Here is a 12,012-nt window from a genome sequence, read left to right as displayed (position 1 = left end):
CCGCGGACAGCGCCCGGGCGGGTGGGCGTCGCGACGACCTCGGGGCGCACCCCCGCGGCGCGCGCGGTCGTGGCGAACTTCTCTCGGTCGGGGAAGACGAACGGGAAAACTTCTCTCGGTCGGGCGCGGCGCGCACCCCTCGCGTGGATCGCCGCGCCCGCGCCTCGCCGCGCTATCTTCCCCGCCCGAGCGCCCACGCATGATCCTCTCCGTCCAGCCGGGCTCGCCGCCCCATCCGCCCCCCGCCGAGCGACGGGTCGCGGAGGTGCCCTGGGAGGCGCTCGCCAGCGTGCGTCCGCCCCTCGACGCGGCGCTCGCGGAGGTCCTCGCCGGCGCGCCCGCCGAGCGGATCGTCGATCGGGCGCTGCGGGATCGCCGCTCCCTGGATCGGGCCGGCCGCGCCGCCGCCGCCGAGGCGCTCTTCGGGGTCGGCCTGTGGCGCCGCCGCCTCCGCGCGCAGCTCGGCGCTCCCGACGCGCCGCCGCCCCTCCTCCTCGCCGCGCTCCTCCGCGACCTCGGCGGCCGGACCGGCGCCGACGCGGAGCGGCTCTCCGGGCTCGCCTCGGGGGCGCTCCCGCCGCCGCGCCCGCCGCCGGAGGACCTCGCGGACCGCTGGTCGCTCCCGGACTGGCTCGCCGCCGAGCTCCGCCTCGCCGCGGGCGACGACGCGGCCGCCCTCGCGGAGGCGCTCGCCCGGCCTGGGCCGATCTGCCTCCGCGCGAACACCCTCCGCGCGCCGGCGGCCGCGATCGCGGCCCGGCTCGCCGCCGAGGGGCTCGCGACCCGCCCCGGGCACCTCGCGCCGGACGCGCTGGTGGCGCTCGACGCGCGGCCGAACCTCTACGGGCTCGCCGCGCTCCGGGACGGCGCGGTCGAGGTCCAGGACGAGGGGAGCCAGCTCCTCGGCGCGATCGTCGGCGCCCGCCCCGGCGAGGCGGTCCTCGACGCCTGTGCAGGCGCGGGGGGCAAGGCGCTCCTCCTCGCCGCAGCGGTCGGGAGGACGGGCCGGGTGCACGCGGCCGATCCGGACGCGGGGAAGCTCGCGCGCCTCGAGGTCCGGGCGCGCCGGGCCGGCGCGGAGGAGATCGTGGTCGTGCACGGCGCGGCGGCGGCGCCGGAGCTGAGGGTGGACCGGGCGCTCGTGGACGCGCCCTGCTCCGAGCTCGGCGCGCTCCGTCGTGGGCCGGACCTCCGCTGGCGTCTCGATCCGGCGTCCTTCGCGCCGCTCCCGGCGCTCCAGCGCGAGATCCTCTCGCGCGCCGCGCGCCACGTCCGTCCGGGCGGCCGCCTCGTGTACGCGACCTGCACCTTCCGGCGCGCGGAGGACGAGGACGTCGCCCTCGCCTTCGAGGGCGACCACCCCGCCTTCGAGCGGGTCGCCCCGGAGGCGGACCCGTCGGTCGTGACGCCCGAGGGCTTCCTCCGGACCTGGCCGCACCGCCACGGCACCGACGGCTTCTTCGCGGCGGTCTGGACGCGGCGCTGATCGGCCGCGAGCCTGCGGAGGCGCCCGGCACGCGGCCGGGTCCTCCGCCCGCGGCGCCTAGACGTCGCTCCGCAGCACCGCGCCCTTCGCCGCGTTCGTGACGAGGTGCGCGTAGCGCCGGAGCCAGCTCGAGCGGATCTCCTTCTTGGCGGGCCGGAACGACTCGCGCCGGCGGGCGAGCTCCGCGTCCGGCACGTCCAGCGTGAGCGAGCGCGCCGCGACGTCGATCGTGATCGCGTCGCCGTCGCGGACGAGGCCGATGGCGCCGCCCTCGGCGGCCTCGGGCGAGACGTGGCCGATGCAGGCGCCGCGGGTCGCGCCGGAGAAGCGCCCGTCGGTGACGAGGGCGACCTGCTCGCCGAGCCCCATGCCCATGATGAGCGCGGTCGGGGAGAGCATCTCCTGCATCCCCGGCCCGCCCTTCGGCCCCTCGTACCGGATCACCACGAAGTGGCCCGCCTTCACCTTGCCGGCCATGATCCCGGCGGCCGCCTCGTCCTGCGAGTCGAAGCAGATCGCCTTGCCGGTGAACTTGCGCATCGAGGGCTGGATGCCGGCGGTCTTCACCACCGCCCCCTCCGGCGCGAGGTTCCCGTGGAGCACCGCGAGGCCGCCCACCTTCGAGTACGCGTCCTCGAGGGGGTGGATCACGGCGGGGTCCGCGATCTTCGCGTCCTTGATCCGCTCGCCGACCGTCTCGCCCGTCACGGTCAGCGCGCCCTCGCGGACCAGCCCGCCGCGGCGCGCCACCTCGTGGAGCACCGCGGGGACGCCGCCGGCGCGGTGGACGTCCTCCATGTGCACGGTCGAGAGCGACGGGGCGATCTTCGCGATGTGCGAGACCTTGCCCGCGATCGCCTCGATGTCGTCCAGGCCGAACTCCACCCCCGCCTCGCGCGCGATGGCGAGCATGTGCAGGACGGTGTTCGTCGAGCCGCCCATGGCCATGTCCACCACCATCGCGTTGTGGACCGCGTCGGCCGTGACGATGCGGCGGAGCCGGAACCGCTCGTCCGCGGCGATCTCCACCGCGCGGCGCGCCGCGCGCCGGACGAGGGCCTCGCGCTCGGGGGTGAGGGCGAGGATCGTCCCGTTGCCGGGGAGCGCGACGCCCATGGCCTCGCAGAGCACGTTCATCGAGTTCGCGGTGAACATGCCCGAGCACGAGCCGCCGGACGGGCAGGCCCGGCACTCGAGGTCGTGCAGCTCGGCGTCCGTGATCTGCCGCTGGGCGCGCTGGCCCACCGCCTCGAACACCGAGTTGAGGTCGATGGGCGTCCCGTCCGCCTTGTGCCCGGCCTTCATCGGCCCGCCGGAGACGAACACGGTCGGCACGTCCACCCGGAGCGCGCCCATCAGCATGCCCGGCACGATCTTGTCGCAGTTCGGGATGCAGAGGAGCGCGTCGAGGCAGTGCGCGTTCATCATCGTCTCGATGGAGTCCGCGATGAGCTCGCGCGAGGGCAGGCTGTAGCGCATGCCCTCGTGGCCCATGGCGATCCCGTCGTCGACGCCGATGGTGTTGAACTCGAAGGGTACGCCGCCGGCCTTGCGGATCTCGTCCTTCGCGATCCGCCCGTACTCCTGCAGGAAGAAGTGGCCGGGGATGATGTCGACGTGGCTGTTCGCGATGCCGACGAACGGCTTCTCGAAGTCCGCGTCGGTGAGGCCCGTCGCCCGGAGCAGGCTCCGGTGGGGCGCCCGCTCGAAACCCTTCTTGATCCGGTCGCTGCGCATCCGATGTTTTTCGGACGGCGCGACCGTGAAGTCAAATGGATGCGGCGCACCGGGGACCGGGGTCGGGGCGGCGCCGTCCGCGGCGCGGCGGGCGGCCGGGCGCCGGGTTAGAACCTCTCCGTGCCCGGACCGGAGCAGCAGCTCGATCTCGAGGTGGCGGCCGCGCGGATCCGCAGCGCGCTCGCGGCCCGCGCGCCCGCGCCCCTCGACGTCCCGGGCTTCCGCCGCGCCGCCGTCCTCGTCCCCCTGCTCGACCGGCCGCGCGGGCCCTCCCTCCTCTTCACCCGCCGTTCGAAGACCCTGCCGCACCACCGGGGCGAGATCTCGTTCCCGGGCGGCGGCGTCGAGCCGGGAGAGGGGCCGGTGGACACCGCGCTCCGCGAGACGGAGGAGGAGGTCGGCCTCCCCCCCGCGCGCGTCGAGGTGCTCGGGCTCCTCGACGATCGCCCGAGCGTCGCCGGCTACGTCGTGACGCCCGTCGTCGCCGCGGTCCGGGCGCCGCCGGAGGCGTTCGTCGCCGAGCCAGACGAGGTGGACGAGCCGTTCGAGCTGCCCCTCGCGCTGCTGCTCGACCCGGAGCTCCGCCGCGAATCGCTCTGGGACCCGGCCCGGCTGCCCCCGCGGCTGCTCGAGGTGGTGGCGCGCGCCGCGGTCCCGTTCGAGGACGTCGACCCCGAGAGCGGGCGCTGGCGGGTCTGGTCGTTCCACGCCGACCCCGCGCGCGTGGTCTGGGGGCTCACCGCCCGGATCCTGGTGGATCTCCTCGACCGCGCCTTCCCGGAACGAGCGGCGTGAGCGGCGCGGGCGCCCGCGCGAGCGGCAGGACCCCGGTGGGCTGGCGGGCTACGGCGCCCGGGGCGCCGACGCCGCGTCCTGAGAGGACGCCTGGGCGAACACCGCGCGCGGATCCGGCACCTGCTCCATGATCGCGATGCCGATCGCGCAGGCGAGGAACACCGCCAGCGCGAGCATCCACGGGCGGAACTCGAGCAGCTCCTTCGGGCTCACGACGGAGCTCCGACGCGGGGGCTGCGAATTCCGCGGCATCATACCTCGTAAGTAGACCGCTCCGGCCGCCGGATGCAACCCCTTCCGCCCGATCCGGACGGGGGCGGCGCGCGGCGCTCCCCGGATCGGGGGACGGAGCGGTGGTGGAGGGCCGCCGGCACCGGGGCGCCACCTCGGTTAAGGTACCGCGCGTGCGAACGCCGGAGACAGGAGGCGCCGCCGGCGGGTCGCCCAGCGCGGCTCCCCTCGCCGCCGCGCTCGAGCTCGAGGCCGTCTCGGTCGAGTACCCCGGCACCCGCGCGCTCCGCGCGGTCCGGCTCGCGATCGGACCCGGCGAGCGGGTCGCGGTGATCGGCCCGTCGGGCGCCGGGAAGTCCACCCTCCTCCGCCTCGCGAACACCTCGCTCCTCCCGTCCTCCGGCGCCCTGCGCGTGCTCGGCGAGGATCCGGCCGCGATCTCCGCCACCCGCCTCCGGGCGCTCCGGGCGCGCATCGGCACCATCTGGCAGCAGCTCCACCTCGTCCCCCAGGCGAGCGTCCTCGAGAACGTCCGGATGGGGCGGGTCGGCTCGTCCTCGCTCGCCGTCCTCGCCCTCGGCGGCGCGAGCGCCGCGGAGCGGGCGCGCGTCGGGGCGGTCCTCGCGCGGGTCGGGATCGAGGACAAGCTCGACCAGCGCCTGGAGACCCTCTCCGGCGGCGAGCAGCAGCGGGTCGCGGTGGCGCGCGTGCTGCACCAGGGGCCGGACCTCCTCCTCGCGGACGAGCCCCTCGCGTCGGTGGATCCGGCTCGCGCCGCGGAGGTGATGCAGCTCCTCCTCGCCGCGGCGGAGGACCGGACGCTGGTCGTCTCCACCCACCTCCTCGAGCCGGTGCTGCCCTTCTTCCCGCGGGTGATCGGGCTGCGCGGCGGCGAGGTGATCTTCGATCTCCCGCGCGAGCGCGTGACCGCCGCGGACCTGGCCCGGCTCTACCAGCCCGTCGGCGCGACCCCGTCCGGCGAACGGATCGAGACGCCCGCGGCGCCGCTCCCGCCCGCGCCGCCCGCCGACGCGCCGCCGCTCCGCGTCGCGGCCTCGTCGCTGCCCGGGGATCACCTGCTCCCCCGCGTGCTCCCGGCGCTGCGCGTGGCGCACCCCGAGATCCGCGTCCGCCTCGCGGTGTCCGACACCGGCGCCGCGCTCGGCGCGCTCCTCGGCGGCGACGCCGACCTCGCGCTCGTCGGCGCCCGCGAGCTCCACCCCGACCTGCTCTTCGAGGACGTGCTCGAGGACGAGATCGTCCTCCTCGCCTCGCCCGCCCTGGACGCGCTCTACCGGCCGGGCGGGGGACCGCTCGCGCTCTCCGTCCTCGCCCGGCTGCCTCGGGTGGACCGCGAGCCCGGCTCGGCCACGCGGCAGGTGGTCGAGGCGCAGCTCGCCGGGATGGGCGCGCCCCTCGATCCGGCGGCGCAGATCGCCGAGACCGGGAGCCCCGCGGCGCTCCTCGGCGCGATCGCCGCGGGCGTCGGCGTCGGCTTCGCGTCGCGCCTCTCCGCGGCGGGGCCGCTCGCCGCCGGCCGGGTCCGGGCGGTCCCGGTCGAGCGGCTCCGGATCCCACGCCGCGTCTACGCCGCCGTCCGCCGCGGCCGCTCGCTCCCGGTCGCCGCGCGGGCGCTGCTCGAGCTCGTCCGGGCCGAGGCCGCCCGGCTCGGGAGCCCGCCGGCGTGACCGGTCGTCCGCGACCCTGGTGGCTGCGCCTGCCGTTCCTCCTGTGCGCGGTGGCGCTCTTCGCAGCCTGGCGCGGCGCGGAGGGGAACCTCTCCGCCCTCGCCGGCCCCGAGGCGCGCCGCGCGCTCGCGGAGCTCGCCCGCGGCTTCTGGCCTCCGGCGCACGCCCCGGATCTGCTCGCCCGCCTCGCCCGGCCGCTCGCCGAGACCGTCGCCATCGCGATCCTCGGCCTCGGCCTCGCGGTCGTCCTCGCCGCGCCGCTCGCCCTCCTCGCCGTGTCGCCCGAGGTCCACGCAGCGTGCGGCCGCCGCCCCGGGCCGGCCCGGCGGGCGCTCCACGGCGCGACCCGGGCCCTCCTCTCGCTGCTGCGGTCGATCCCGGAGGTGGTCTGGGCCCTGCTCTTCGTGCGCGCGGTGGGGATCGGGCCGCTCCCCGGCGTCCTCGCCCTCGCCGCGTCCTACGCCGGCGTGCTCGGGAAGGTCTACGCCGAGATCCTCGAGTCCGTCCCGCGCCGGCCCGCCGAGGCGCTCGTCGCCGCCGGGGCGCGGCCGACGACGGCGCTCCTCCTCGGCGTCGCGCCCGCGGCCCGGCCGCTCCTCGTCTCCTACACCCTCTACCGCTTCGACTGCGCGCTCCGCACCTCGGCGGTGCTCGGCCTGGTGGGCGCGGGCGGGGCCGGGCAGGAGATCGAGCTCGCCCTGAAGATGCTCGCCTACGACGAGGTGGCGACCTGGATCCTCGCCCTCTTCCTCCTCGTCGGCGCGGTGGACCTCGGCTCGGCCGCGATCCGCCGGCGGCTCCGCGCCCGGCGGTCGGTGTTCCCGAGCTCGCGTGGCGAGGTGGCCCGGTGGGGCGCCTGGGCGGCCGGGCTCGCCGCGGCCGCGGTCGGATCGGCGCGGCTCCTCGACCTCTCCCCCGGCGCGCTCCTCTCCCCGGAGGCCCTCGCCGGGCTGGGCGAGTTCGCCCGGCGGCTGTGGCCGCCGGACCTCTCGCCCGGGCTCCTCCGCGGGCTCCTCCCCGCCGCCGGGGAGACGCTCGCGATGAGCGTCCTCGGCACCGCCCTCGCCGCGGCCGCCGGGATCGTCCTCGGCGCCCTCGCCGCGCCGCGCCTCTCCGCCGTGGGCGCCGGTCGGGAGGGCGCGCTCCGCGCGGGCGCGAGGCGCGGCGTCGCCGTCCTCGCCCGGGCGGCGCTCGCCCTCGGGCGGACGCTCCCGGAGCTCCTCTGGGCGCTGCTCTTCACCTTCGCCGTCGGGCTCGGCCCGTTCGCCGGCGCGCTCGCGCTCGCGGTCCACACCGGCGGCGTGCTCGGCCGGCTCTACGCCGAGGCGCTCGAGGAGGTCCCCGAGGGGCCGGTGCTGGCGCTGCGCGCCGGCGGCGCGACGCCCGCGGCGGCGACGGCGCTCGGCGTGCTGCCGCAGGCGTGGCCGCAGCTCGTCGCCTACACCCTCTACCGCTTCGAGGTGAACGTCCGCGCCGCCGCCGTCCTCGGCGTCGTCGGGGCGGGCGGCCTCGGGCGCGAGCTGTACCTCGCCCTGTCCTGGTTCCAGTGGGGCCGGGCGTCCGCGCTCGTGCTCGCGACGCTCGCCCTAGTGCTGCTCGTGGACGCGGGGAGCGGGTGGGTGCGGGGGCGGCTGATCCTGCCGCGCTCCCGTCAGTCCTTCACGAGCCCGGCGCTCCGGGCCGCGGACTCGATCCCGGCGTAGTCCTCCGGCCTCGCCTCGATGAAGCGGCTCGCGCGCTGGAGGTCGAGGATCTTCTTGTGCTGGGGGTTCGCCGGGTCGAGGGCGAGGAACGCGGCCTTGATCTTCTGCACGAGCTTCGGGTCGAGATCGCCGCGGACGGTCCAGTTGTAGTCGTGGAACTCCGGCGTCGTGTAGAAGACCACCACCTTCGCGGGGTCGATCTTCTTCTCGTCCACCAGCTTCTTCCAGACCGACTCGTTGAGGGCGCCCGCGTCCACCTTCCCGCCCTCGACCCACTTCGCCGTGGCGTCGTGCGCGCCGGAGAACGCGTAGCGCGAGAAGGCCTGGTCCGGATCGACGCCGGCCTCGAGGAGGAAGTGCCGCGGCATGAGGTGGCCGGAGGTGGAGGACGGCGAGCCGAACGCGAAGGTCTTGCCCTTCAGGTCCGCGAGCGTCGCGATCCCGGACCCGGCGCGGGTGATGAACTTGGAGTGGAAGTGCGCGTCCTCCTCGCGCTGGACGAGCGGGACGGCGTTCCCGGTCCGACGCCGCGCCTGCACGAAGGTGAACCCGCCGAGCCAGGCGAGGTCCACGTGGCCGCCGGCGAGCGCCTCGACGACGGCCGGGTAGTCGGTCACCGGAACGAACTTCACGGGCATCCCGAGCTGGCTCGACAGGTACGCGCCGAGCGGCTCGAACTTCCGGATGAGCTCGTTCGGCGCCTCGTCGGGGATCGCGGTGACGCGGAGCGCGCGCTTCCCCTGCGCGCCAGCGGGTCGGGTGAGGAGGACGGCCAGCGCGAGGGCCAGCGCGACCGCGCCGAGCGCGGCGAGCAGCTTCATCCGGGACGTCTCCGAGCGTCGAGTCATGGTGAGCGTCCTAGATCCCTTCGGGAGGTGGCGTCACGGACAATTCGAGGCCCACCCGGAGCACGCCGGATAGACTCCGGGGGGCATGCTCGGACTCCTCCTCGCCGTCGCCGTCGCCGCCGCCCCCCAGCCGCCCCGGACGTTCCGCGTCGATTTCTTCCACACCGGCAACGCCACCGAGGAGCGCTTCGCGCTCGACCGCCTCGTCCTCGAGCCGCTCCCCTTCCCCGGGAACCCGGCGAGGACCCTCGACGACACCAACCTCGGCAAGTACTTCTTCGAGGTCCGCGACCTCCAGACGAACCGCGTCCTGTACTCGCGAGGCTTCTCGTCGATCTACGGTGAGTGGGAGACCACGGAGGAGGCGCGGAGCGCGAGCCGGACCTTCTCGGAGTCGCTCCGCTTCCCGGCGCCGGAGCGGCCGGTGCAGGTGGTGCTGAAGAAGCGGGGCGAGCGGAACGCCTTCCGGGAGATCTGGACGCTGGTCGTGGATCCCGCCGACCGGGCGGTGGACACCGCGCGCCCGCCGTCGCCCGGGCCCGTGATCGAGCTGCTCCGCAGCGGGGACCCCGCGCAGAAGCTCGACCTCCTGCTGCTCGGCGACGGCTACACCGCGGCGGACCGCGCGAAGTTCGAGCGCGACGCGCGGCGGCTCGTCGGCGTGCTGTTCGAGCACGAGCCCTTCAGATCGCGGCGGAGCGACTTCAACGTGTGGGGGCTCTGCCCGCCGTCCGAGGAGCGCGGCGTCTCGCGGCCGCTCACCGGGCAGCACCGCCGGAGCCGCATCGGAGCGACATACGACGCGTTCGGCGCCGAGCGGTACGTCCTCACCTTCGAGAACCGCTCGCTGCGCGACGTCGCGTCCTTCGCGCCCTACGACGTCCTCGGCATCCTGGTGAACGGCGACACCTACGGCGGCGGCGGCATCTTCGGCCTCTACGTCACCGTCGCCGCGGGCAGCCGCTGGTCCGAGTACATCTTCGTCCACGAGCTCGGCCACGCGCTCGGGGACCTCGCCGACGAGTACTTCACGTCCGAGACGGCCTACCTGTCGTCGAAGCAGCGGCCGGAGCCGTGGGAGCCGAACGTCACGGCGGACCCGAAGGCGGCGAAGTGGGCGGACCTCGTGAAGCCGGGCACGCCGCTGCCCACGCCGTGGCCCCGGGACGTGTTCGCGAAGCGCGCGCGGGAGTACCAGGAGCGCCGGAAGAAGATCCGCGCCGCCAACCGCCCCGAGGCGGAGATGGACGCGCTCTTCCTCGCGGAGCAGCGGGAGGAGACCGCGCTCCTCGGCGGCGCCCACTGGGCCCTCGCGATCGGCGCGTTCGAGGGGGCGAACTACGAGGAGAACGGATATTTCCGGCCGCAGGTGGACTGCATCATGTTCACCCGCGACCCGGTCCCGTTCTGCGCCGTATGCCAGCGAGCGCTCTCGAAGGCGATCGATCTCTACACGCGATGACTCCCGCTACCGCTGCTCCCGACCGAGAGTAGTTTTCCGGCCCCCCGCGCCTGCGGCGCTTCTTCCTCCGGCCGCCTGACCGCGGCCGCCTGACCGAGAGTGGCCGCCTGACCGAGAGTAGTTTTCGGCCCGCCGCGCCCGCGGCGCCGCGCCACTCCCCTTCCTCCGGGACAGATCTGATGCAGTAGCCCGACGGGGTCTCCGGCCCTGCGGCGGTGTTTCCTTGCTGCCGCGCCGCGTTATGATTTCGCAGTCAAGCCTCGCGTCCCGGTCGGGAGGTCGCCATGGTGGACAAGAAGACCGCGAGCTTCATGCGCTCGCTCGCGATGGGCCACATCGAGGAGGAGATCCTCTTCCCCTACCCGGAGCCCAAGATCGCCGAGAAGGAGACGCTCCGCGCGATCTTCCAGACGCTCGGCGCCCTGCTCGGCGGCCGGGAGAAGGAGTTCCGGAGCTGGGACCGGGCCGGCGAGCTGCCCGCCACCTTCATCCGCGAGATCAAGGAGGCGGGGCTCTTCAGCCTGGTGGTGCCGGAGCGGTTCGGCGGCCTCGGGCTCGGGGCGACCGCGTACTCGCGGGTGGTGCAGGAGCTCGGGCGGCACGACGCGTCGGTCGCGGTCACGGTCGGCGCGCACAGCTCCATCGGGATGCGCGGGCTCCTGCTCTTCGGCACGGAGGAGCAGAAGGCGCGCTGGCTCCCGCGGCTCGCGACGGGCGAGCTCGTCGCCGCCTTCTGCCTCACCGAGCCGGGAGCCGGCTCGGACGCGGCGAGCGTCAAGACCACCGCTGTCCGCGACGGCGACGACTGGATCCTGAACGGCGAAAAGCTCTGGATCACCAACGGCGGCATCGCCGACTTCTTCACGGTGTTCGCGAAGACCTCGCTCGAGGGGCGCGGTCACATCACCGCGTTCATCGTCACCCGGGACATGAAGGGCGTCACGACCGGTCCCCACGAGGACAAGATGGGGATCCGCGCCTCCTCGACGACCACGGTCGCGCTCGAGGACGTGCGCGTCCCGGCCGCGAACGTCCTCGGCGAGGTGGGCAAGGGCTTCAAGGTGGCGATGAAGATCCTGAACGCGGGGCGCACCGGGCTCGGCGGAGGCTCGGTGGGCGGGATGAAGCGGCTCATCCGGCTCGCGGCGGAGCAGGCGAAGGCGCGGGTGCAGTTCGGCAAGCCCATCGCGAGCTTCGAGTCCGTGGCGCACAAGCTCGGCCAGATGACGATCGACTGCTACGCGGCGGAGAGCGTCGTGAACCTGGTGGCCGGCCTGGTGGACCGCGGCTTCGAGGAGACCCAGGTCGAGGCGGCCATCTCGAAGGTCCTCGCGACCGAGGCGCTCTGGCGCACCGCGGACGAGGCGCTCCAGATCGCGGGCGGCGCCGGCTACATGCGCGAGCTGCCCTACGAGCAGGTCCTCCGCGACAGCCGGATCAACCGGATCTTCGAGGGCACGAACGAGATCCTCCGGCTGTTCATCGCGCTCACCGCCGTGAACGACGCGGGCGCCGCGCTCGCCGAGGTGGCCGAGTCGATGAAGGGCGTGCTCGGCGATCCGATCAAGGGCTTCGGCGTCCTCTCGGATTACGCGAAGCGCCGCGCCGCCCTCGCCACCGGCGTCCGTCGGCAGAAGGGCAACTGGACGCTGCTCCACCCGTCGCTCGCGGAGGACGCGGCGCGCTTCGAGGGCGCCACCCGTCAGCTCGCCCTCGCCGCGGACAAGGTGCTCCGGCGCCACGGCAAGGCGATCGTCGGGAAGCAGCTCGTCACGCGCCGGCTCGCCGACGCGATGATCGACCTGTTCGCGCTCGCGGCGATGCTCGCCCGGGTCTCGACGCGCATCGAGGACCACGGCGAGGCGTCGGCCGCGGTGGAGAAGCAGATCCTCCGCGCCTTCGCGCACCAGGCCGAGCGGCGCGTGGGCGCCGGCCTCTCCGCGGTCGACGACAACGAGGACGCGTCGGTCCTCGCGGTCGCCGGGCACGTGCTGGAGGCGGGCCGGTACGAGTGGGACAACGTCTGACGGCGCCAGCCCCCTCGCGTCGGCGCGAGGGGGCG

General features: G+C 75.2%; 9 protein-coding genes. 6 read left to right on the top strand and 3 right to left on the bottom strand.

Annotated features, from left to right (window positions below):
• Positions 1 to 199: 199 nt before the first annotated feature.
• Positions 200 to 1,486 carry an RsmB/NOP family class I SAM-dependent RNA methyltransferase gene (locus MNZ27_RS02715; protein ID WP_242392491.1) on the top strand — a complete coding sequence of 429 codons (1,287 nt, stop codon included), beginning with the start codon at positions 200 to 202 and terminating at the stop codon, positions 1,484 to 1,486.
• A gap of 57 nt (positions 1,487 to 1,543) precedes the next feature.
• Here the strand turns inward: MNZ27_RS02715 and ilvD are convergent, their stop codons facing one another.
• A complete protein-coding gene (gene ilvD, locus MNZ27_RS02710; RefSeq protein WP_242392490.1) occupies positions 1,544 to 3,223 on the bottom strand; it encodes a dihydroxy-acid dehydratase in 1,680 nt (559 codons plus the stop codon).
• A gap of 120 nt (positions 3,224 to 3,343) precedes the next feature.
• Between ilvD and MNZ27_RS02705 the strand changes: the two genes are divergently transcribed.
• Positions 3,344 to 4,018, top strand: a complete 675-nt coding sequence (locus MNZ27_RS02705; protein WP_242392489.1) for an NUDIX hydrolase — start codon at positions 3,344 to 3,346, stop codon at positions 4,016 to 4,018.
• A gap of 48 nt (positions 4,019 to 4,066) precedes the next feature.
• Here MNZ27_RS02705 and MNZ27_RS02700 read toward each other — a convergent pair whose 3' ends face one another.
• Positions 4,067 to 4,231: a hypothetical protein gene (locus MNZ27_RS02700; RefSeq protein ID WP_242392488.1), complete on the bottom strand. Its 165-nt coding sequence runs from the start codon at positions 4,229 to 4,231 to the stop codon at positions 4,067 to 4,069.
• 191 nt (positions 4,232 to 4,422) lie between these two features.
• On the opposite strand from MNZ27_RS02700, the gene MNZ27_RS23880 reads away from it, so the two are divergent.
• Both MNZ27_RS23880 and phnE read left to right on the top strand, forming a co-directional pair.
• Entirely contained in the window at positions 4,423 to 5,937 is a 1,515-nt protein-coding gene (locus tag MNZ27_RS23880; protein WP_242392487.1) for a LysR substrate-binding domain-containing protein, read from the top strand.
• Positions 5,934 to 7,640 carry a phosphonate ABC transporter, permease protein PhnE gene (gene phnE, locus MNZ27_RS02690; protein ID WP_242392486.1) on the top strand — a complete coding sequence of 569 codons (1,707 nt, stop codon included), beginning with the start codon at positions 5,934 to 5,936 and terminating at the stop codon, positions 7,638 to 7,640. Before MNZ27_RS23880 ends, phnE begins: the two co-directional genes overlap by 4 nt.
• Here phnE and MNZ27_RS02685 read toward each other — a convergent pair.
• Positions 7,589 to 8,488, bottom strand: coding sequence for a putative selenate ABC transporter substrate-binding protein (locus tag MNZ27_RS02685; protein ID WP_242392485.1), 900 nt, complete (start codon positions 8,486 to 8,488; stop codon positions 7,589 to 7,591). The genes phnE and MNZ27_RS02685 overlap by 52 nt on opposite strands.
• Before the next feature lie 85 nt (positions 8,489 to 8,573).
• Here MNZ27_RS02685 and MNZ27_RS02680 point away from each other — a divergent pair, with 85 nt between their 5' ends.
• Both MNZ27_RS02680 and MNZ27_RS02675 read left to right on the top strand, forming a co-directional pair.
• Positions 8,574 to 9,950: an IgA Peptidase M64 gene (locus MNZ27_RS02680; protein WP_242392484.1), complete on the top strand. Its 1,377-nt coding sequence runs from the start codon at positions 8,574 to 8,576 to the stop codon at positions 9,948 to 9,950.
• Positions 9,951 to 10,234: 284 nt separating this feature from the next.
• Positions 10,235 to 11,977 (top strand): acyl-CoA dehydrogenase family protein, encoded by a 1,743-nt coding sequence (locus MNZ27_RS02675; RefSeq protein WP_242392483.1) that lies wholly within the window; start codon positions 10,235 to 10,237, stop codon positions 11,975 to 11,977.
• The last annotated feature ends 35 nt before the right edge of the window (positions 11,978 to 12,012 follow it).

Origin of the sequence: Anaeromyxobacter oryzisoli (assembly GCF_022690765.1) — a bacterium.
Lineage (GTDB): Bacteria > Myxococcota > Myxococcia > Myxococcales > Anaeromyxobacteraceae > Anaeromyxobacter > Anaeromyxobacter oryzisoli.
The sequence above is the reverse complement of the archived record's forward strand: the minus strand, read 5'-3'. Positions and strand labels throughout refer to the sequence as shown.

What these genes read in the sequence shown, in the direction of transcription:
- MNZ27_RS02715 (WP_242392491.1), top strand. Translation starts at nt 200, where the DNA reads ATGATCCTCTCCGTCCAGCCGGGCTCGCCGCCCCATCCGCCCCCCGCC.
- MNZ27_RS02680 (WP_242392484.1), top strand. Translation starts at nt 8,574, where the DNA reads ATGCTCGGACTCCTCCTCGCCGTCGCCGTCGCCGCCGCCCCCCAGCCG.
- MNZ27_RS02685 (WP_242392485.1), bottom strand. Translation starts at nt 8,488, where the DNA reads ATGACTCGACGCTCGGAGACGTCCCGGATGAAGCTGCTCGCCGCGCTC.
- ilvD (WP_242392490.1), bottom strand. Translation starts at nt 3,223, where the DNA reads ATGCGCAGCGACCGGATCAAGAAGGGTTTCGAGCGGGCGCCCCACCGG.
- MNZ27_RS02675 (WP_242392483.1), top strand. Translation starts at nt 10,235, where the DNA reads ATGGTGGACAAGAAGACCGCGAGCTTCATGCGCTCGCTCGCGATGGGC.